This window comes from Streptomyces sp. DH10, from assembly GCF_029813805.1.
In the GTDB taxonomy this organism is placed as follows: domain Bacteria; phylum Actinomycetota; class Actinomycetes; order Streptomycetales; family Streptomycetaceae; genus Streptomyces; species Streptomyces coeruleofuscus.
The window spans coordinates 513,753-534,505 of sequence record NZ_JARVKU010000001.1 but is presented as its reverse complement, the minus strand read 5'-3'; the positions used below and the strand labels follow the sequence as shown (position 1 = coordinate 534,505).

General features: G+C 71.9%; 13 protein-coding genes. 7 read left to right on the top strand and 6 right to left on the bottom strand.

Annotated elements, in window-relative coordinates; genetic code table 11:
* Positions 1-47: 47 nt before the first annotated feature.
* From QC385_RS02250 to QC385_RS02230, 5 genes are all read left to right on the top strand, one after another.
* On the top strand, positions 48-1,655 hold the full coding sequence (locus QC385_RS02250; protein WP_279539527.1) for a sugar ABC transporter ATP-binding protein: 1,608 nt from the start codon (positions 48-50) through the stop codon (positions 1,653-1,655).
* On the top strand, positions 1,652-2,785 hold the full coding sequence (locus QC385_RS02245) for an ABC transporter permease (protein ID WP_279539526.1): 1,134 nt from the start codon (positions 1,652-1,654) through the stop codon (positions 2,783-2,785). The genes QC385_RS02250 and QC385_RS02245 overlap by 4 nt, the downstream gene beginning before the upstream one ends.
* 45 nt (positions 2,786-2,830) lie before the next feature.
* Positions 2,831-3,994: a substrate-binding domain-containing protein gene (locus tag QC385_RS02240; RefSeq protein ID WP_279539525.1), complete on the top strand. Its 1,164-nt coding sequence runs from the start codon at positions 2,831-2,833 to the stop codon at positions 3,992-3,994.
* A gap of 170 nt (positions 3,995-4,164) precedes the next feature.
* Positions 4,165-5,271 carry an FAD-dependent oxidoreductase gene (locus QC385_RS02235; RefSeq protein ID WP_279539524.1) on the top strand — a complete coding sequence of 369 codons (1,107 nt, stop codon included), beginning with the start codon at positions 4,165-4,167 and terminating at the stop codon, positions 5,269-5,271.
* Between the two features lie 137 nt (positions 5,272-5,408).
* Positions 5,409-6,809, top strand: a complete 1,401-nt coding sequence (locus QC385_RS02230) for a cytochrome P450 (RefSeq protein ID WP_279539523.1) — start codon at positions 5,409-5,411, stop codon at positions 6,807-6,809.
* Positions 6,810-7,001: 192 nt separating this feature from the next.
* Here the strand turns inward: QC385_RS02230 and QC385_RS02225 are convergent, their stop codons facing one another.
* Positions 7,002-7,166 (bottom strand): response regulator transcription factor, encoded by a 165-nt coding sequence (locus tag QC385_RS02225; RefSeq protein ID WP_279539522.1) that lies wholly within the window; start codon positions 7,164-7,166, stop codon positions 7,002-7,004.
* A 17-nt stretch (positions 7,167-7,183) separates the two neighbouring features.
* Positions 7,184-7,606: a hypothetical protein gene (locus QC385_RS02220; protein ID WP_279539521.1), complete on the bottom strand. Its 423-nt coding sequence runs from the start codon at positions 7,604-7,606 to the stop codon at positions 7,184-7,186.
* Between the two features lie 216 nt (positions 7,607-7,822).
* On the opposite strand from QC385_RS02220, the gene QC385_RS02215 reads away from it, so the two are divergent.
* On the top strand, positions 7,823-9,304 hold the full coding sequence (locus QC385_RS02215; RefSeq protein ID WP_279539520.1) for an MFS transporter: 1,482 nt from the start codon (positions 7,823-7,825) through the stop codon (positions 9,302-9,304).
* Between the two features lie 17 nt (positions 9,305-9,321).
* Here the strand turns inward: QC385_RS02215 and QC385_RS02210 are convergent, their stop codons facing one another.
* On the bottom strand, positions 9,322-11,307 hold the full coding sequence (locus QC385_RS02210) for a GDSL-type esterase/lipase family protein (protein WP_279539519.1): 1,986 nt from the start codon (positions 11,305-11,307) through the stop codon (positions 9,322-9,324).
* A gap of 361 nt (positions 11,308-11,668) precedes the next feature.
* On the opposite strand from QC385_RS02210, the gene QC385_RS02205 reads away from it, so the two are divergent.
* The gene (locus QC385_RS02205) at positions 11,669-14,998 is read left to right on the top strand and encodes an NACHT domain-containing protein (protein WP_279539518.1); all 3,330 of its coding nucleotides are present in this window, start codon (positions 11,669-11,671) and stop codon (positions 14,996-14,998) included.
* A gap of 40 nt (positions 14,999-15,038) precedes the next feature.
* On the opposite strand, the gene QC385_RS02200 is transcribed toward QC385_RS02205, so the two are convergent.
* From QC385_RS02200 to QC385_RS02190, 3 genes are all read right to left on the bottom strand, one after another.
* A complete protein-coding gene (locus QC385_RS02200) occupies positions 15,039-17,948 on the bottom strand; it encodes an ATP-binding protein (RefSeq protein WP_279539517.1) in 2,910 nt (969 codons plus the stop codon).
* 207 nt (positions 17,949-18,155) lie between these two features.
* The gene (locus QC385_RS02195) at positions 18,156-19,163 is read right to left on the bottom strand and encodes a (-)-alpha-amorphene synthase (RefSeq protein WP_279539516.1); all 1,008 of its coding nucleotides are present in this window, start codon (positions 19,161-19,163) and stop codon (positions 18,156-18,158) included.
* Entirely contained in the window at positions 19,147-20,631 is a 1,485-nt protein-coding gene (locus QC385_RS02190; RefSeq protein ID WP_279539515.1) for a cytochrome P450, read from the bottom strand. Before QC385_RS02190 ends, QC385_RS02195 begins: the two co-directional genes overlap by 17 nt.
* Between the last annotated feature and the right edge of the window lie 122 nt (positions 20,632-20,753).

The window sequence follows — 20,753 nt, the reverse complement described above, 5'->3', positions numbered from 1 at the left end:
GGAGTCACAGGGGCTGAAAGATGCCCTAAATGCTGTAATTTGAGCGGGTGCACGACGCTCCTGACACGCCGGTGAAGACGGCTTCACCCTTCGGGCCGGAGCCCTTGGTCCGTATCCGCGGGCTCGGCAAGCGGTTCGGCGGGACCGTCGCGCTGGCCGGGGTCGACCTCGACGTGCACGCAGGCAGCGTGCTCGCCCTCCTCGGGCCCAACGGCGCCGGCAAGTCCACGCTCATCAAGGTCCTCGCCGGCGTGCACCCCGCCGACGCGGGACAGATCACCGTGGGCGGTGAGCCTCTCGGCAGCCCTGCCGCGTCCCGGAGCATGTCCTTCATCCACCAGGACCTCGGTCTCGTGGAGTGGATGACGGTCGCGGAGAACATCGCCCTGTCCAACGGATACGCCCGCCGGACCGGGCTGATCTCCTGGCGGCGCACCCGCGAGCGCTGCGTCGAGGCGCTGCGGATCGTCGCCGGGCACCTCGACCCCGACGCGCCGGTCTCCGGACTGGCACCGGCCGAGCGTTCGCTCGTCGCCATCGCCAGGGCCCTGGCGGCCCGCGCGAGGCTCATCGTCCTCGACGAGCCGACCGCCCGCCTGCCCGCCGCGGACAGCGCCCGCCTCTTCGGCGTCCTGCACGACCTGCGCGACCGCGGCCACGCCGTCCTCTACGTCAGCCACCGTCTGGACGAGGTGTACCAGGTCGCCGACACCTTCGCCGTACTGCGCGACGGCCGCCTGGTCAGTCACGGCCGACTCGCCGGCCACAGCCCGGCCCGCCTGGTCCACGACATCGTCGGCGAGGAGAACCCGCCAGCCACCACCCTCCCCGCCCGACCCTCACCTGCCGCCCACCCCACCACCCCTCCGGCCACCACCCACCCGGCCACACCCCCGGCAGCCGCACCACCCGTCCTGGCCCTCGACTCCGTACGCACCCCCCTGACCGGACCCGTCAGCCTGGAAGTGGCCGCCGGAGAGGTTCTCGGACTGGTCGGGCTCTCGGACGCCGGGCACACCGAGCTGGGACGTGCCCTGGCCGGGGCCCGGCCGCTCCTCGGCGGGCGGGCCGTACTCCACGGGCGGCCCTACCACCCCCGCACGGTCGCGGAGGCCGTCGCCCTCGGTGTCGGCTTCGTGCCGGGCGACCGGCTGCGGGAGGGCTGCCTCGCCGAACTGACCGTGCGGGAGAACCTCCTGGCCAATCCCCGCGCGGGAGGCCGGCCGGCGCCGCACTGGATCGGTCCCCGAAACGAACGCGCCGAAGCCGCCGCCCTGATCGAGCGGTTCTCCGTGCGCCCCCGCGACAGCGAGGCCCCCATCGCCACGCTCTCCGGCGGGAACCAGCAGAAAGTCATGATCGGCCGCTGGCTGCGGACGGAGTTGCGGCTGCTGATCCTCGAGGAGCCGACCGCGAGCGTGGACATCGGCGCCAAGGCGGCGATCCACCGCCTGCTCGACGAGGCGTTGTCGGCGGGCCTGGCGGTCCTGCTCCTGTCCACCGACTTCGAGGAGGTCGCGAGCGTGTGCGGACGCACCCTGGTCTTCGTCCGCGGATCCGTGACGGCCGAGCTGAGCGGCGGGGACCTCACCGTCACCGGGCTCACCCGGGCGGCCTCGGCCATGCCCCCGCCCACAGCCGCGGCGACCCCATGACCGATCCGACCTCGCCCTCGCCCTCCTCGCCCCGCCCCGGGCGCCTGCGCGCCCCCGGCGGGCAGCACATCGGCGCCTACGGCCTGCTCGCCCTCACCGCCCTGCTCTACCTGGTCTTCTCCCTCGCCCTGCCGGAGACCTTCCCCACGCTGGACACCCTCGACTCGATCCTCTCCAACCAGTCGATCCCGGCCGTCCTGGCGCTGGCGGCCATGGTGCCCATCGTCACCGGCGCGTTCGACCTCTCCATCGGCTACGGCCTCGGACTGGCCCACGTCATGGTGATGCAGCTCGTCGTCAACGCGGGCTGGCCCTGGCCGCTCGCCTGTCTCGCCGTGCTCGCCGGAGGACTGGTCGTCGGCGTCCTCAACGGCGTCATCGTCGAGTTCGGCCGGATCGACTCCTTCATCGCCACCCTCGGCACCGGCAGCATGATGTACGCCGTGACCGGCTGGATCACCGACGGCAGCCGGATCGTCCCCGGCCCGCAAGGCCTCCCGCCCGCGTTCACCGACCTCTACGACTCCACGTTCCTCGGCCTTCCGGTCCCCGCCTTCTACGTGCTCGCCCTCGCGGGACTCCTCTGGCTGGTGCTGGAGCGGCTGCCGGTCGGCCGGTACCTGTACGTCGTCGGGTCGAACCCGCGCGCGGCCGACCTCGTCGGCATCCCGACCCGCACCTACACCGTCTACGCGTTCGCCGCCTCGGGGCTGATCGTCGGCTTCGCCGGGGTGCTGCTCGCTGCCCAGCAGCAGATCGGCAACCCGAGCGTCGGCCTCGACTACCTGCTGCCCGCCTTCGTCGGCGCCCTGCTCGGATCCACGGCGATCAAGCCCGGCCGGCCGAACGCCCTCGGCACCGTCGTCGCCGTCGCCGTCCTGGCCGTCGGCCTCACCGGCATCGCCCAGCTCGGCGCCGACTTCTGGACGGTGCCGCTGTTCCACGGCGGCACCCTGCTCATCGCCGTGGGCCTGGCCGGATACGCCGCCCGCCGCCGGTTGCGCGGCGGCGCCGCGGCCCGCGACACACCCGCCGCGCCACCCCCGCCGCCGTCCTCCACCCCGCCGCCTTCCTCCCCGCCACCGTCTTCCCCGAAGCCCGAGGGCGGCACGGCGGGCACACCCCCCTGACCCCTCGGCACGTCCCGCCGCGCCGATCCCCTCACAGGAGCCCCCGTGCACCGCAACCGCAAGGCCGCCCCCGCAGTCCGCACCGCGCGGCTCGCCTGCTGCGCCCTTCTGGTGACGGCGACCGCCCTCGTCGGCTGCGAACGCGGTTCGTCGGACGGCGCCGAGGAGACCGCGACGGGCCCGAGCGGCTGCCCCGGCGTCCAGGCCGGGGCCCGGGCCGCCGTCACCCGGGCGGAGCGGACCGACATCCCCTGGGGCGGACCCACCACCGGCCCCGAGGCGGTGTCCGGCAGGACCATCGTCTACGTGGCCCAGACGATGACCAATCCCGGCGTCGCGGGCGCCGCGAGGGGCGTGCGGGAAGCCGCGCGGGTCATCGGGTGGGACGTCCGGGTGATCGACGGCGGAGGCACCCCGGCCGGCATCCAGGCGGCCATGAGCGAGGCCGTCGCCCTCAGGCCCTCGGGCATCGTCATCGGCGGCTTCGACCCCGACTCGACGGCACAGCAGGCCGCCCGGGCCAACGCGCAGCGCATCCCGCTCATCGGCTGGCACGCGGTCCCCGAGCCCGGCCCCAGCCGGGAGCCCGATCTCTTCACCAACGTCACCACCCGCGTCCAGGACGTGGCCCGCATCAGCGCGCAGTGGATCATCTCCGACTCGAACGGCCGCGCCGGGGTCGTGCTCATCACCGACGCGTCGATCCCCTTCGCCAGGAACAAGTCCGACCTGATCAGGAGGGAACTCGCAGGATGCCGCGGGGTGCGGCTGCTCTCCGTCGAGAACATCCCGATCCCGGACGCGAGCAGCCGCACCCCGCGGGAGATCTCCTCGCTGCTCTCCCGGTTCCAGGACCGGTGGACCCACTCCGTGGCCATCAACGACCTGTACTTCGCCGACGCGGCCCCCGCCTTCCGCGCGGCCGGCGAGAAGGGCTCGGGGCCGCCCTACAACATCGGCGCGGGCGACGGCGACCCGTCCGCCTTCCAGCGCATCAACAGCAGGCAGTACCAGGCCGCCACCGTGCCCGAACCGCTGTCCCTCCAGGGCTGGCAGATCGTCGACGAGTTCAACCGCGCCTTCTCCGGCCGCCCGGCCAGCGGCTACACGGCCCCCGTCCACATCGCCACGGCCGGCAACAGCGAAGGCGCCACGACCTGGGACCCGTCGGGCTACCGGGAGGCGTACCGGAGGATCTGGGGGAAGTGACGTCCGGTCAGGTGTCCATCTCTTCACGGAACATGCACGGAACCCCGGGGGTCTCTTTAAGTTTCAAGCGCTAATCTCACCGTCAGTCGAGTGGCCGCCGGGGGCCGATCCGAGCGGGGGCCTGTTCCGCGGCGGCACTCGCACCCCCCACCAGGCACAGGAGACTGGGCGTGTACGACGGTGATGTAGTGGTGATCGGCGGCGGCTATGGCGGTGTCCGGCTGGCGAAGCGGCTGGACGGGACGGCCCGGGTCACGCTGGTGGACCGCAAGGAGGTCTTCTTCCACCGCGTCGCCTCCCTGCGCGCGGGGGTGCGCCCCGAGTGGACGCACACGCCCTTCATCCCGTTCGACCGGCTGCTGCACCACGGCCGCGTGGTCGCGGGCAAGGCCGTCCGCATCGACACCGCGGAGCGGCAGGTCGTCCTCGCTACGGGCGAGCGGCTGCCGTACGACGTGGTCGTGATCGCCACCGGCGCCGACTACCCCGAGCCGGCGCGCTTCGTGGGCACCACCGTGGAGGAGGCTGCCAAGTCGTTCGCCGAACACCAGCGCAACGTCGCCACGGCCGAGCACGTCCTCGTCGTCGGCGGCGGCCCCGGCGGTGTCGAACTCTGCGCCGAGATCCGCCTCGCCCGGCCGGACGCCCGGGTCACGCTCGCCCACTCCGGACCGGCGCTGCTCGACTCCACGGGCAGCACCCGGCCGGGGCGCAAGGCCCTCGCGTGGCTGGAGGCCCATGACATCGAGGTGCGGCTCGACTCGTTCATGTCGCCCGGCAACGACTTCGGCACCTACCGCGACGGCCGCGGCAACGTCATCGAGGCCGACCTGTCCTTCTGGGCCACGGGCACGACACCCAACACGCTCTGGCTGCGCCTGGCCGGACACGGCGACTGGCTGAACAGGGACGGACACGTCAAGGTCGACCGGACGCTCCGGGTCGAGGGCAGGCTGGACGTGTTCGCCGTCGGCGACGTCAACGACGTCAGCGAGCTCAAGATCACCCCCGCCGCGCTCGCCCAGGCGGACATCGCGGCCCACAACATCCGCGCCTACCTTCAGAGTTCGGGCAAGCACCGCAAGGAGCCGCGCTCCTACCGGCCGATCCAACGCACCCCGCTCATCGTGCCGTTCGGCCCCGCCGACGGACTGACCGTGCTGCCCGTGCCGGGCGGCGAGTCCGCGGTCCTCGGCAGCCGCACCACCACCCTGGCCAAGGCGAAGACCCTCATGACGCCCTACATGCGGCGCCAACTCGGCTACACAGCGGCCTGATCCCGGCACGGGTGGCATCGGCCCGTGATCCCACCCCCGTCGTTACCCGCCGGTCACCCCTGGGGTAGGGTCCCCACCGTTTCCGGTTACCGGCTGATGACGTGCCGGTACGGGGCGTGTCGGAGGGTGGCAAGACGATGGAATCCCAGTGGGGTGACGGCGGATCCGTGGACCTGGACGACACGCGGTTGGAGGAGCTGAGTCCCCAGCCGCTGCTGACCCGGGACTACGAGACGCGCCCCGCGCTCGTGTACGAACGGCTGAGGCAGCAGCACGGCCCGGTCGCGCCGGTCGACCTGCTCGGCGTACCCGCCTGGCTGGTCCTGGGCTACCGCGAGGCGCTCCAGGTGCTCCAGGACAACGACGGCTTCCCGAAGGGGCTGGAGAACTGGCGGGCCCGCTCCGAGGGCCGGGTACCGGCCGACTGGCCGCTCGGCCCGTCCCTGGAGGTCAACCACATCCTGATCCAGGGCGGCCCCGGATACCGGCCGTTGCGCACCGCGTGGGACGTGGCCCTCAAGCCGTTCCAGGACCCGCGACACCCCCAGGCCAAGCGCCTCAAGGCCGCCGTCACCGCCTACGCCGACGAGCTGATCACCCTGGTCGGGCAGGGCGGAAAGACGGGCGTGGCGGACCTGTCCGCACAGTTCTCCCGGCCGCTGCCGCTGATGGTGGCCAGCCATCTGCTGGGCTTCCCCGGTTCGCAGGGCGACGACGCGCTGATGGACATGTGGCGCGTGCTCGACGCGGGCCCGGACGCGGAGGCCGCACTGGAGCGACTGCTGGCGACCCTGGCGGAACTGGCCGCGTCGAAGCTGGAGAAGCCGGGCGACGACTTCCCCTCCTACCTGCTGGCCGCGCACCCCGACCTGTCGCTCGACCATCTGGCCCGCGAGCTGTTCATGCTGCTCGGCATGACCTCCGACCACGTCGGCATCCTCATCTCCAACACCGTCGTGGAGGTCATCTCGGGCGAGGGCAGCGTGCGCGCCAGCCTGTCCGCCGGGATGGTCCGGGAGGCCATGAACCGGTCCGTCATGCGCAAGCCGCCCCTGGTGAACTTCGTCCCGCGCTTCGCCGCCGAGGACACCCGGCTCGGCAACTACACGATCCGGGCCGGCGACCCGGTGTGGGTCTCCTCGGCCGCCGCACACGCCGACCCGCTCTTCGCCGACCACGTCGCCTCCGGCACCACCATCAGCACCCGGGCGCACCTGTCCTGGGGAGCCGGGCCGCGCCAGTGCCCGGCGCGGGAGCTCGCCTCCACGGTCGCGGCGGCCGGTGTGGGGCGCCTGTTCGAGCGTTTCGACTACCTCGACCTCGCCCTGCCCGCCGACCAACTGCCCTGGCGTTCCTCGCCGTTCATGCGCGGCCTGCGCTCGCTGCCCGTGCGGTACGAACTCTCCGCGGCACTCGCGCGCCCGTCGGCGAACGGTCCCACGCCGGAGACGGCCGAGGAGGTCCTGCCGGACCGGTCCGCCCGGCAGCGCTCCTCGCTGTGGCGCTATCTGACGGGCTTGATCCGCGGCGGCCGCTGACCGGAGACCGGGGATCGGAACGCCCATGCCGTATCGCCGTTCCTCCCGGTCCGACGGTGACGGTCTCACGCCGCACGCGTGACGAACGGTGCTGTTGCGCGGTTTCCCCCTCTGCGATGCTCGTGGGAGATCGACGGAACAGGGTGAGGACCCGCGGGGGCCGGGCAGGTTCACCTCGATGACCTGCCCGGTTCACACCCAGCCCGACTCCACAGCGATCCGGATCGCATCGATCCGATTGCGTCCGCCCGTCTTCCTGGTGATCGCCGACAGATGGTTGCGGACCGTCGTCACGGACAGGCACAGCCGCTCCGCGATCTCCCGGGTGGGAGTGCCGCCGGCGGTCAGCCGCAGCACCTCCACCTCCCGCGGGGTCAGCGGGTGACGCCCGCGTCCAGGGCGGCCAGCGCGAACTCGGGGTCGACGAACCGCTGCCCCCGGACCAGCTTGCGCACCCCGTGGACCAGCCGGTCCGGCGGTGCGTTGGTGCTGCTGACGCCCGCGGCGCGCAGATCGAGCAGGCGGCGCAGCCGCTCGGGCGTCGTCGAGGCCATCATCAGCAGCATCCGGCACTCCGGCAGCCGCGCCCGCAGCTCGCCCCGGACGGCGACATCCTCACCCTCCCTGGAGTCCACGTCGATCACGGCCACGTCGGGCCGGCACGCCACGGCACGTGCCACCACGTCACCGTTGCCGTCGGCCTCGGCGACGACCTCGATGTCGTCCTCACGGGACAGCAAGGCAGCGAACGCTCCCCGCACCAGGCGGGTGTTCTCGACGAGAAGAACGCGGATCACTGTCGCTCCCACTCGACCGTCGCGGCCGGCTGACCGCCTTGTGCGAATTATCCCCGCACACCATGGCAATTTCAGTGCGGCGGCACCGACGTTGATCGAGTGGTGAGGTCCGGGAGCCGGGCGTACCGTCGAACGGTGGACACCGCAGGCAGCAGCCCGCAGCCGGCTTCACCACAGACGACCACCACCAGGGAATCCGGTGGTGGCGGGAACGCGATGGCACTATTCGTCCTCGCCTCGTGCCAGCTGATGGTCGTCCTCGACATCACGATCGTGAACATCGCGCTGCCGCAGATCCAGCGTTCCCTGGACTTCTCCACCACCAGCCTGTCCTGGGTGGTGAACGCCTACACCCTCACCTTCGGCGGACTGCTGCTGCTGGGCGGCCGGGTCGGCGACATCCTGGGCAGGCGGCGCGTCTTCGTCTTCGGCGTGCTGCTCTTCGTGCTCGCCTCCCTGCTCGGCGGGCTCGCCCAGAACGCCGGCCAACTCCTCGCCGCACGCGCCCTCCAGGGCGTCGGCGGCGCCATCGCGTCCCCGACCGCCCTCTCGCTGGTCAGCACGACCTTCCGAGAAGGACCGGAACGCAACCGGGCCTTCGGGGTGTTCGCCGCGGTCTCCGCGGGCGGCGGTGCGATCGGCCTGCTCGCGGGCGGCATCCTGGTGGAGTGGCTGAACTGGCGGTGGGTGCTCTTCGTCAACGTCCCGATCGGGCTGCTCATCGCCCTCGCCACCCCCCGCTGGATCAGGGAGTCCGAACGGCACCCGGGGCACTTCGACATCACCGGCGCGCTGACCTCCACCGTGGGCATGGTGCTGCTCGTCTACGGGTTCATCAGAGCCGCGCAGGAGGGCTGGCGCGACGCCCTCACCCTCGCCTCGTTCGCCGCGGCGGTCGTCGTGCTGACGGGCTTCATCCTGGTCGAGCGCCGCTCCAGACAGCCCATCACGCCACTGCACATGTTCGCCGACCGCAACCGCGCGGGCACCTACGGCATCATGCTGTGCCTGGCCGCCGCCATCTTCGGCATGTTCTTCTTCCTGACGCTCTTCGTGCAGAACGTGCTGGAGTTCAGCCCGTTGCAGGCCGGGCTCGCCTTCCTGCCGGTCAGCGCGGTCATCGCCATCGGCGCCGGACTGGCCTCGCGGTTCCTGCCCACGTACGGCCCCAAGCCCTTCATGGTGGTGGGCGCGATCCTGGCGGCGGCCGGACTGGCCTGGCTCACCCTGACCGACGTGCACTCCACGTACGCGGGCAGCGTCCTCGGCCCGATGCTCGTCTTCAGCCTGGGCATGGGCATGGAGTTCGTCTCGCTCACCCTCATGGCGCTCTCCAACGTCTCCACCCGGGAGACCGGCGCGGCCTCCGGACTGCTCAACGCCACCCAGCAGGTCGGCGGCTCCCTCGGCCTGTCCATCCTGGTCACCATGTACGGCACGGCCAGCGCTAATGAGGCGGAGAAGCAGATCCCGCTCTTCCGCGAGCAGGCGACCCCTGCCGAACTCCTGCAGTTCAAACGCACCGAGCAACTGCCGAAGCCCTGGTCCGACGAGATCCTCACCGCCGGCGTCTCGGCCGCCTTCATCATGGCGGCGATCTTCACCGCCGTCGCCGCGCTGATCGCCCTGATCGTCATCCAGGTCCGGCCCTCCGACCTGGAACGACTCAAGGGAGGGGCGAGCCCCGCCCCGATGTGAGGCCCGCCCCCGTCCCGCTACGCCCCGATCCGCGCGGCGATGACCGGCGCCAGCCGGTCGGCGACGACCCGGTGGCCCCGGTCGTTGGGGTGCACCGAGTCCGTCAGGTCGCCCGAGCCCAGCCAGCCGGTGGTGTCGACGAAGGAGACCCGCGTGTCACCGCCGTCGACGGCGGCCTTCACGGCGGCCTCGGTCTGCGGGACGTACCGCCCGCGGAACGTCTCCAGGGCGAAGATCCACGCCTGCGGATACGCCGCACGGACCTTGCGCAGCAGACTGCCGTACGCCGACTGGAACTGCGCGGAACTCACCCCGTGCCCGACGTCGTTGGTGCCGAGGTTGATGACGACCGCGTCGGCCCGGTAGCGGGAGAAGTTCCAGTCGGGCGTGGCGGCGTTCGGGTTGAGCTTGGTGAACTGCCGCTCAAGGCCCACACATCCGTCCGCCGCGGCCACCAGGCACGCCCCGCCCTGCGCGATCTGCGTGTGCTCGACGCCCAGCCGTTCCCCGATCAGCCAGCCGTACGCGGTACGGGCGTTCTGCGAGGACGTCGTGCCCACGGTGATCGAGTCGCCGACGAACTCGACCAGTTTGGCCGGGGCCGGCGGTGCGAAGGTCGTCGCACCGCTGTCCAGGACCAGCCCCTGGAACACCGCGTCGCCCCGGTAGGAACCGGCGACCACCTGGTAGTTGACCTGGAGCGTGTGGTTGCCGGGGGGCAGGGCCGTCGGGGTCAGGTTCACCGTGCCCTTGACGTCGTCGTAGAACTTCACCGGCCCGTTGTCGATCCGTGCCCACAGGTCGATCGTGCCCCGCTGCTTCAGCTTGACCGTCCTGCCGGTGAAGCCGACGCGGTAGTAGGCGCCCGCCCAGTACGGGGTGTAGGCGGTGGCGGAGCCGGTGGTGTCCCAGCGGCCGACGAACTTGATGTTCGGGTCGCCGGGCTGTCCCGGAGCCGCCGCCTTCGCCGTGGCGCCGCTGAGCCGGGCACGGACGACCGGGGCCAGGCGCTCGGCGAACTTCGTGTGACCCGCCTCGTTCGGATGCCCGTTGCCGTCCTCGTAGTCGGCGCCGTCGGTGAGCCAGCCCGTGGTGTCGACGTAGTGCACCCGGGCGTCACCGGCACTGTTGCGGGCGCTCACGGCGGCCCTGGTCTCGGTGACGTAGCGCTTCTTCAGCGTCTGCACCGCGAAGAGGTGCGCCGCGGGGTACTTGGCGCGCACGTCCCGCAGGAACGTGGTGTACGCCGACTGGAAGGCGGCGCCGGACACTCCGTGCCCGATGTCGTTGGTGCCGAGGTTGATGACGACCGCGCCGGCCCGGTACCGGGAGAAGTCCCAGTCCGCGCCGCCGGTGCTGGCCGTCCTGAAGAACTGGCCGCTCAGACCGGTGCACCCCGACCGGGCGACCAGACAGTACCCGGACCGGGCGATCTGCGTGTGCCGCATGCCCAGCCGCTCCCCGGTCTTCCAGGCGTACGAGTCCAGTGCCAGCCGGTCGGTGAGGGCTCCGGCGGTGATGGAGTCGCCGACGAACTCGACCAGCCCGGTCGGGGCGCCGGCGGCGACGGTCCGCGCGCCGGAGTCCAGGACCAGGCCCTGGAAGACGGTGTCACCGGAGCGGTAGGTCAGGCGCAGGGTGTGGGTGCCGGGGGAGAGCGGCCGGGGAGTGAGGTTCACCGTGCCGCGCACACCGGCGTGGAAGACGTCGGGGCCGCCGTCGATGCTGGCGTAGAAGTTGACCGCGTTCCTGGCCCTGACCTTCACCGTGGTGCCGGTGAAGCCGGTCTGGAGGTAGGCGCCGGTCCAGCTGGGTACGGCCGCGGTGCCGGAGGAGGTGTCCCAGCGTCCGACGTACGCGATGTTGGAATCGGACACCGAGCCGTCCCCCGCCGCGGCCCGCGCGGGAGAGCCGCCCGCCAGGGAGAGCAGACAGGCGAGCAGCACGGTGGTGAGGAGAGCGGGCAGGGCGCGTCTGGGGGAGGGGTGGGGGGAGGTCTGCACGGGGTTCCCTTTCACGTGGGGGGTGGCTGGGAGCGCTCCCATGAGCAGCTTCTCGAGGGAACCAGTGAAACGGTTCAGCGTCAAGTGGTCAGGCATTCACGGAAGTTGGGCGTGCGGGCCTGCATGGTCGGTGCGACGAGTACGGCCGGGTGGCGGGTCCCCGAAGGCTTCGGTCGGGTGAATGTGCCGACCGCGGACGCCCGGGAGCCCGCCGGCGCGGAACCCTCACAGGGTGAACGGTGGTACGCGTGCTTCCCAGGGTCCTGCTGCCCCGCGACACGGAGGAGGACCGTCCCGACTGCTCGGGCGGACGCTCCGCGGCGGGCTCGGCCTGCGCCGCGCGCTGCACCGTCGCCGACTGATGCGGCAGGGCTACGACCGGACCAGGACCTGGCGGGTCCGCAAGAGCGGCGGGTACGTGACGCTGCTGATTCTGACGTTCCTTGGGGCTCTGCTCCTGCTGTTCCTGGCCATCACGGCCGCCATCACCCTGCCGCAGGAACAGAGTTTCGAGTCGCCCGTCAGATGGGTGGACAAGCAGTGCAAACCGGATAGCTTCAGCTGCACCATCCTCCAGTCCCTCTTCATGCCCTTCCTCACCCTCGCCCTGGCCACCGTCACCTACCTGTTCTTCCGGTTCAGCCATGTGCGCCGGGCCTACCTGCGCAAGGCGCGCCTCGAACCCCACGCACTCGTGGAGACCGCGGGCGGCATCTTCGGCCGGGTCGTGGGCCGCGACCAGCTCTGCTCCGTCCTCATGGAGGACCTGCGGGACCGCCGCTTCCGCCGGACGCACGTCGTCGTCGGGGGTATCGGCACCGGCAAGACGGCGCTGGTCGTGCTGCTGACGCAGCGGCTGGCGGAGCGCGGGGCGGTGCCCGTGCCGCTGCGGCTGCGTGCCGCCGACACGAGGCTCGACTTCCGCGAGCTGGCCTTCGAACGCTTCTGCCGGGAGGTGCAGGGCAACATCCGCTCCGCCGCCGAGGCGGAGAAGGTCTGGCGGCGGCTGTGCCAGCAGGGGCGGATCGTGGTGCTCGCGGACGGCCTGGACGAGGCGCTGACCGCCGAGGACCTGACGGAGGAACGCGACACCGTCATCCGGCTGGCCATCCGCCGCGCCAACGAGGAGGGTCTGCCGCTGATCATCACCTCCCGGCCGCACGACTCGCTGCGCGGCATGGAGGCGTCCCTCACCGAGCTGGAGCCGCTGAGCGAGGAGGCCGCCCTCACCTACATCTCGTCCGGGGGCGCCGGGGAGGACCGGCAACGGCTCGACTGGATCGTCGAGCGGGCCGGCATCGCGGAGGCCCCCACCTACCTGGAGATCGCCGCCGAACTGCACGAGCAGGGACTGCTGGAGCGCGCCCTCGCCGGGCCCGCTGACGAGGAGGCCGTCGAGACGCGGGGCGGCGACCGGGCGTCCCTGAGGTTCCACCTGTTCCAGACCTGGCTGAGCGCCCTCATCAGCGGCCGCTTCGGGCCGCACCTGCCGCTCTCCCCCGAGGAGCGCCGCTCGGTCGTCCACTACATGGCCGCGGTGGCGTGCGTGGGACTCGCCCTCGACACCTCCGAGGTGCGGTTCGCCGACGTCGTCGACGAACAGGACCCGGCCCGCTCCCGCTTCCCCGAGATCGTCCGGGAGCTGGCCCGCAGGGTCGGGGACAGCGGCATCGACCTCAGGCTCGCCGCCCACTGGGGCGCCCGGATGGAAATGGTCGAGCTCGGCGGCGACCGCGTCCGCTTCCAGCACAGCGTGATCCAGGCCCAGTTGGGGGCCCGCTTCCTCAACGCGGTGATCCACCCGGACGTCCCGGCACAGCCGACCGAGGGCTGGTACTTCCCGGCGGCCCTGCAACGGCCGGGCCGGGAACTGCTGATCGCCATGGTGCTGCACTCCCGGCTGCCCGACGGCGCGTGCGTCCACGAGGAGCCGGGCGCGGCGGGCACCGACGGGACACCGTGGTGCCCGGTGAGCGCCGCGCGGGACCTGCTGATGGAGGCCGCCTGCCAGGCACAGGCCGTCAGGAACGCCGAACACGACAACGACGACAAGCATCACGTACGGCCCCTCTTCGGCCGTACCCTGCACAGCAAGGCCCTGGAGCTGTACGCGGCCGCCCTGGAGATCGACAGCGTCGACGCCCAGCCGGAGCAGCACCTCATCGCCATGCGGCTGTGCACGTCCTGGCCGGATCTGAGGGCCCGCGACCCGCACACCCTGCGCACCGCGAAGGCCCTGCTCGTGGCCCGGTTCGGCGAGGCCATGCGCGGCGTCGCCCAGCGGCAGACCCTCCGGCCCGCCTACCTGGAGATGTTCGAGATCGCCCGCCTCGAACCCTCGTACCCGGTCCGGCTGGCCATCGCGCAGGAGATCGGCGCCGGCGGCGACCTCGCCTTCGCCGCGCTCCAGCCGAGACTGCGCGGGCCCCAGGTGGTCGAGGGCATGCGCGTCGAACGGGAGCCGGACTGGCGGGAGAAGCTGTGGGGCGGCCAGCAGCCGGAGCTGGTGGGGGAGCGGGAGACCAGACTGCGCCGGCAGGGCGAGGGCCAGGTCGCGCGCATGAAGAGGGAGCTGAAGGAGCGTGAGGACGAGCGGCGCCAAGAGCGCAGACGGGAACGCGAGGACCGCGAGGCCGAGGAACGGCAGTGGCGGGACAACACCCTGTGCGCCTGGCTGATCCCGCTGCTCGTCGGTTCGGTCACCACCCACCGGCACCAGGACACCCCGTACGCGTTCCTGGAGAGCTGGGTGCAGCGCGTCGGCGTCCCGGCGGACGGTTTGGACGGGCCCGCCGGACTCGACCTCAACGTGGAGGTGGCGCTGGCCCAGGGCTTCAAGTACGCGGCGAACCGCCGGCACCGCCACCCGCACGCCCGGCCCGAGGCCCGCGAGTACCTGAGCGAGCAGGCGTGGGACATGCTCAAACGCACCCGGTTCTGGTTCACCCGCCTCACGCTGCTGCACGCGCTGACCCTGTGGGACCTGCCCGACGGCGCCGGCGCCGGGCGCCCGTCGCGCGGTCACGGGTCCGACCCCGCCCAGCAGGTCCGTCAGTGGCTGGCCCGGCCGGACGGCGAACCGGAGCACCCGTTCGTGACCGCGGCCGGGAAACTCTGCGTCTGGGCCCTGGAGACCGGGCAGCCCGAACGGTTCCTGTGGATCGACGAGTCGGGTGTCGCCGCGCACGTCGGCTCCCAGACGTCCCGGGGCGAGGCACGCAAGCACAACCTGTGGATCGCGCCGTCCACGGGCTGGAGCGCCCTGCACCCGACCGCGCAGCAACTCCTGGCCGACGTGCTGCTGCTGTTGAACCTGGCCGAACGGGGAGACTGGCCCACTGACCGCATCCGGCGCCTCCAGCACACCGCCCGGCCCCACCTGCCGCCCTGTCTCACCCTGGACCGCACCCCGCTCGACCCGGGCCGCACCACTGTTCGCACGGCCTCCTCCCAGGCGGGCTCCAACTGCCGGGACGACTGCGCCTTCGAACTGTGCCCGTACCCGGCCACGGGCCTCGACGGCCACCGAGCGGAACTCGGCGAGGCCTTCTGCCGCACCCAGTCCACCCTCCTGTCCCGTTCCCCGTTCCGGCCCAGGGCCTCCTGGCAGCGCCGCACGAACGTCACGGAGCTGCGGAGGTTCTGGGAGTCGATGGGGCATCGGGCGCAGCACAACTCGAGGCAGCGGTGAGGAAACCGGCGGCCGGGGTGCGGGGCCGGGCTCCCGGCCGCTACCGCTCGTGCCGGGAGCGGTTCGACAGGGCGTCGGGGAGGCCGGATTCGTCCGTGCCGAGTTTTCGGTACACCGAGGACAGCAGCTGCCGTACGCCCTGCTCGGTGAGCCGCAGCTCCTTAGCGACCACCGATGCCGGGTGGCCCAGGGCCGTCATATCGGCGGCCCTGAGCTCCTGGGTCGTCAGCATGTCCGTCTGCGGGTAGCGCAGGGGAAGCGGGCGCAGTCCCGCGGCGGAGAGCTCCCGCCTGGCCCGGGCGGCCAGACCCTCGGCACCGCAGTGCACCGCGCCCTCCAGGCCCTGGTAGAGCCGGTCGGCGGCGCCCTGCAGAAGGCCGTTGCGGGCCAGCGCGGAGCCGTGGCCGACCAGGGCACGGGCCAGTTCGTACGCGGCCGGCGACTGCTCCAGGTGGTCGACGGCCTGCGCGTGCAGATCGAGCGCCGCCTCCCCGCCCGTCACCTCCGCCTGGACATGCAGCGCCTGCCCGATCGCGGACGCCGCACCGAAGTCCCGGGCCCGCTTGACGGCGTCCTGGGCATGGCGGACCGCCTCGTCGGGGGCGGTGCGGGCGAGGGCCGAGGCCAGCCCCAGCTGCCAGGGGCACCACGCGGGGTTGCGCCAGTCCCGCCCCTCCAGCCAGTCCCCGACCTTGGACAACAGCCGCGCCGCCTGCGGGAGTCGCCCCTCCGCCAGGAGCAGATCGGCGTACACCGTGCGGGGATCGGGGAAGATGACGGCGTTGGGGACCACGTCGCCGTAGTGATACCTGTCGGCGAGCCGGCGAGCGTCACCGGCCCTCCCACGGGCCAGCAGGGTCTGGATGAGAATGCCGATGGCGAACCACTGGGCGGGCACCGCTCCATCGACGCGCTCGGCGGTGTGCAGTCCGGCCCGGACGAGTTCTTCCGCCTCCTGCAGGAGGCCACGGCGGTAGCGGATGTAGCCCAGCAGCGTCTGGCCCTGCGCCAGATGGGAGCCGCGCCACCCCATGTGCTCGCACTCGGCCATGCCCTCGGCGAAGAGCTCCTCGGCCCGCCGCGGCTGGTCGCAGTACATGAACAGCAGGGCGACCGCGGCGGGCACCTCGAAGCCGCGGTTCTCGTCGGTCCAGCTCATCCCTCCGCTGAGGGCCTCCTCGGCATACCCGAGGGCGGTCCGCCGCGGCTCGCCGCGCACGAGGGCGTCCCACGCCCGCAGCCCGAGGATATGGCGCTCCTCCAGGCCCCGGCCGGGCAGCTTGTCCGCCAGCCGCGCCAGCCTGCGCGAGCGGGCGGACGAGTCGGGCTCGTCGGCGCGGAACGCGCTCCATACGAAGTGATCGGCCTGCATGCGCAGTTTGACGCGCGCGTTGGTGGCGCGCCGCGCCTCGTCGGCGGCCACGGTCGCGGCCTCGGTCAGCCGGTCGGTGTGGGCCAGCGCCTGGGTCAGCCGGTAGACGATGGACGCGCGCAGGTCGGGGTCGATTCCCGGCTCCTTCAGCGCCTTCCGGAGATGGCTGACCGTGGCCGTGGGCTCGATCAGGAAGGTCGAGCAGGCCAGCTCGTGGAGCAGGGCGGCACGGTCCTCGGCAGGGGGCGGTTCCCGCAGCGCCCGGGTCAGCACGCGCCGGGCGGCCTCCGGAGCCCCGGCGCGGAGGTACTCACGCGCGGCGGCGCGCAGGCACGCGACCGCCTCGGGCCGGCCGTCGCAGGGAACCTCCAGCAGGTGCCGGGCGGCGACGGTGGGGCCGGCCCCGACCGCCTGGGTGGCATGGGCGGCCGCGTTGTGCATGCCGACCCGCAGGCCCGCGGGGATGTCGCGGTAGATCGTCGTGGCGATCTGCGGGTGGACGAACTCCAGGCAGCCCGCGGGCTCGTCGGTGTACGCGAGAATGCGGCGGGCGCGCAGCTTCTCGGCCGCTTCGAGAGCCTCCTCGCTGCCGAGAACCGCGAGGTCGGCGGCGACCTCCGGTGAGAAGGACCCACCCAGGACAGCACCGGCCCACGCGAAGCGGACGGTGCCCGGGCCGAGCCGTTTGAGGCGCTCGATCAGGCCGGGGCCCTTGACCGCGGCGGCGAGGTCCCGCATCGCGGGCAATTCTTCCTGGGTGCCCCTCAGCTTCCGCTCACGGAGCCTGATGGCCAGTTCGACGGCCTCGAAGGGACTTCCACCGGTGACCGCCCAGCACTCGCCGCAGAACTCGTCCTCGGCTTCCTCACCCACTTCGTGCCTGATGATCCGCGCCACACCGTCCTCCCCGAGCGGAGCGAGCAGATGCGGGCGTCGCTCGTGGCGTTCGACGAGCGTACGGAAACTGCTCGCGTCGGAAGGAAGTTCGTCGGGCCGGTAGCCGACGACGATCAGCAGCGGGAGGTTCGCGACCCGGGGCGCGAAGGAAGCGAGCCAGTCGAGGGATTCGGCATCGGCCCAGTGCAGGTCGTCCAGGAGCAGAACGACCGGCGAGTTCAGCATCGTCAGCCGCGTCATGACCCAGTCGAGGCCGTCGCGCACTCCGGTCGGGTCCGGCACCCGAGCGGGGTCCGTCGCCTCGAGACCGAGCGCGGCGCCGACGATGTCGTACCAGCTGCCCAGGAAATCCCGGCGTTCCGTCTCGCTCATCCCGGCCAGGATGGGCTGCATGGCCTGGCGGACGACGCGGAACGCCATCCCCCGCTCGTTCTCGCCGCCCTTGCCGGAGAACACCGTGAACCCGAGGGCGGCGGCGCGGGCCCGCACCGCCGCGATGAGTGTCGTCTTGCCCAGCCCGGCCTCGCCGGTGAAGGCGAGCAACCCGCCGCGCGGTACCTGGGGCACGCCGTCGGCGGTGTCACGGAGCTCCGCCAACGCGTGGTCGATGGTCTGGAGTTCCTCGTCGCGCTCGAGTAGAGGCCGGTCTCCGGTGTTCGGTTGCCGCAGCCCATGGGCCATGTGGTCTACCGCTTCCTGTCGTTGCTCCCCGCCGGACGGGGCGAGCGTACGCGCTCGTGCACGCCCCATGGCCGGGTCGGAACGGGAGGTCGACAGAGAGGGTGAATTTCCCGCAGGAGCGGTTCTGGTCTCGGTCTTTCGGGTAGTCTGTCGCGTTTCCGCCCTTCTCGGGTTCCCTGTGGTGGAAACGGCCGGTCGGACAGCGCATCAGGGCACCGCGGGTGCCGCCATCGTGTCCGCGTACCGTGGCACGGTCCGGGACCAGAAGTAGCAACCGCGGATCCAGCCGGCCATGCCCTCCACGTAGCCGACCCCGGACGGGCTCAACTCCGGCCTGAGCTCACCGTAGAGCTCCTCGAACTCGCGGATCGTGCTGTTGATGCGCCGTGTGGCGAGCGTGACGGCCACCGGCAGGGAGCACCGGTGGGTCCGCTGGTAGGCGAGGGCCAGGTTGATCACGCCGCCCGCCCGCTGTTCCTTCACCGCGGAGAAGAGGTCGGGTATCCACACCGCCGCGTCGGCCGACAGCCGGCTCAGGCGTCGCATGACGGGGTGATGGATCTCCTCCGGGGTCAGTTCGCAGGGCTGCGCGGCCTCGCACAGCGGGTAGAACGGCTCGACGCCCGCGATGAGGGAGCGGATGGACCGGCACAGCCCGCTTTCCACCGGGACGGGGTCGGTCTGCGCCACCGCTTCGTACAGCAGGCCGTGCACGTACTCACGGCTGTTCCAGGCCCATCGTGCGGCCTGGGCGGGTGTGCACCGCTCCTGCACCTGTCGGTGGAGGTCGGCCAGGGCCGCCCCGAGCCGGGTGGTGGGGGGCTGGCCGTCCCGCAGGATCGCGATGCTCTCGCACAGCATGGGCAGCAGCCGGCCCGGCGCGTGCCGGCCGACGTCCTCCGCGCGGTCGTCGAAGATGAACTGGTAGGCGATCTGGTTGGCCACGATCTGGAGGAGCCCGGCGTCCATGGTCGGGCTGTTGCAGGCCGCGAGTTCGGCGGGGCGCGTATAGGAGATCATGGCCGCCACCGCCGGGTCGTCGGTCAGCCCCCGGCTGCTCAGCCATTCGTCGACGCCTGCCGCCGCTTCGGACGCGTGGGGATTGCGCTGGTAAGGGAAGGGCATGTAGAGGTTCGCGTCGATCAGTTCCCCCAGATCGACGACCGGAATTTCCGCCTGCGCGGCGAGCGTGATTTCCTCATGCGTCGTGGACATCGTTGCCACCTGCTGTTCGGGAGTTGTGGACGACGGGTACGACAGTTGCCCCGGGTGCGCGTGAATCCGCCGGAGGCGGTGTGCCCATCGACGGCCTCGTTCGCGGTTCGCTGACCATGACCAGTCCCCTCGGTCCCAACGACGCCGCGGGGCGCAGCAGTTCGGTGTAGTCGGGCAGATGACGCAGCCGCCAGTGGCGGGCGATGAACGCGACGGCCACCGTGGCCTCCGTCAGCGCGAGTGTCTCTCCGATGCATTTCCGGCTGCCCCCACCGAACGGGATCATCGCTCCGGGCGGGACCGCGACGGCCTGTCCGGGCAGCCAGCGGTCGGGGAGGAAGCGATCGGGGTCGGGGAACACGGCGGGGTGGTGGTGCAGGAGGTACGGGCTGAACATGACGGTGGATCCCTGCGGGAGGCGGTGCCCGGCCAGCTCCGTCTCCTGGGTGGTGTCGCGGGTGAAGAGCCAGCCCGGCGGGCGGTGGCGGAGGGTCTCGGTGAGGACGCACCGGGTGTGGACGAGGCGCGGCAGCTCGTCGGGGCCGGGCGGCTGCCCCGAAGCGAGCACGGCGTCGACTTCGGAGTGCAGGCGGCGTTCCTCCTCGGGGTGCCGCCCCAGGAGCTCCAGGGCGGAGGCGAGGCACAGGGCGGTGCTCTCGGCGCCGGCGAACATCAGCGTCAGCACCTGGCCGTGGACTTCCTGATCGCTGATCGCCGTCCCCCCGTGGTCGGCCCGCGTGGCCGCCAGCAGGGTGGCGAGGAGGTCGTCGCGGTCGTCCTGCGCGGTGCCTCGACGGCGCTGGGCGATGGCCGCGTCGACGATCGCGCGCAGGCGGTCGGAAGCATGCCGGTAACGCCGGTTCGCCGGCGTGGGAACCCGGAACAGGACGTCGACCGGCATCACCGTCCGGACGAACATGCCGCGGACCACGGTGGCCAGGCACCTGCGCATCTCGGCGGCCGTCGCGGTGTCGAGCGAGTCGGAGAAGAGGACACGGCTGACCACGCGTGTGGACAGGTCCAGCATGGTCGCGCTGATGTCGACCACCTGCCCGGGCCGCCACGTACGGCACACCGACTCCACCTCCTCGCCCATCAGGCTCACCTGGTCGGCGACGCGGGCCTTGCGGAAGTCGGGCTGGAGCATCCTGCGCTGGCGCCGGTGATCCTGGTGGCGGCAGGTGCCGACGCCGTCCCCGAGCAGCATCCGTAACCGGTCGTAGAGCGGGCCGCCCTTGTCGAACGTGCGCGGGTCCCTGAGCACCTGGTGGACCAGGTCCGGGTGACACGCCATCCAGGCACGCTGCGGACCCAGGCGTATCTCGACCAGATCCCCGTGTGAGGGTAAAGAATTCAGAAAGGCCAGCGGTCGACGGACCAAGTCGATACCGTGGCCGATGAATGGGAATATGCCTGGAGCAGTGCCCACTGTCCAATCTCGGGCCGGTCCGGGAAGGGAGCCGCTCATCGAATACCACCTGCCTCAGTTGGCACACGGGATTTTGGTGCGGTCGCACCGACATGATGCTCGCCTCATGTCCTGCCCAGTGGAATCTGCCGACGGCTCGCGGAATCCTTTCTCCATAGGGG

Excerpts from the sequence above, each read along its gene's own strand:
- QC385_RS02215 (WP_279539520.1), top strand. The coding sequence starts at position 7,823 with ATGGCACTATTCGTCCTCGCCTCGTGCCAGCTGATGGTCGTCCTCGAC.
- QC385_RS02230 (WP_279539523.1), top strand. The coding sequence starts at position 5,409 with ATGGAATCCCAGTGGGGTGACGGCGGATCCGTGGACCTGGACGACACG.
- QC385_RS02200 (WP_279539517.1), bottom strand. The coding sequence starts at position 17,948 with ATGGCCCATGGGCTGCGGCAACCGAACACCGGAGACCGGCCTCTACTC.
- QC385_RS02205 (WP_279539518.1), top strand. The coding sequence starts at position 11,669 with ATGCGGCAGGGCTACGACCGGACCAGGACCTGGCGGGTCCGCAAGAGC.
- QC385_RS02190 (WP_279539515.1), bottom strand. The coding sequence starts at position 20,631 with ATGAGCGGCTCCCTTCCCGGACCGGCCCGAGATTGGACAGTGGGCACT.
- QC385_RS02245 (WP_279539526.1), top strand. The coding sequence starts at position 1,652 with ATGACCGATCCGACCTCGCCCTCGCCCTCCTCGCCCCGCCCCGGGCGC.
- QC385_RS02195 (WP_279539516.1), bottom strand. The coding sequence starts at position 19,163 with ATGTCCACGACGCATGAGGAAATCACGCTCGCCGCGCAGGCGGAAATT.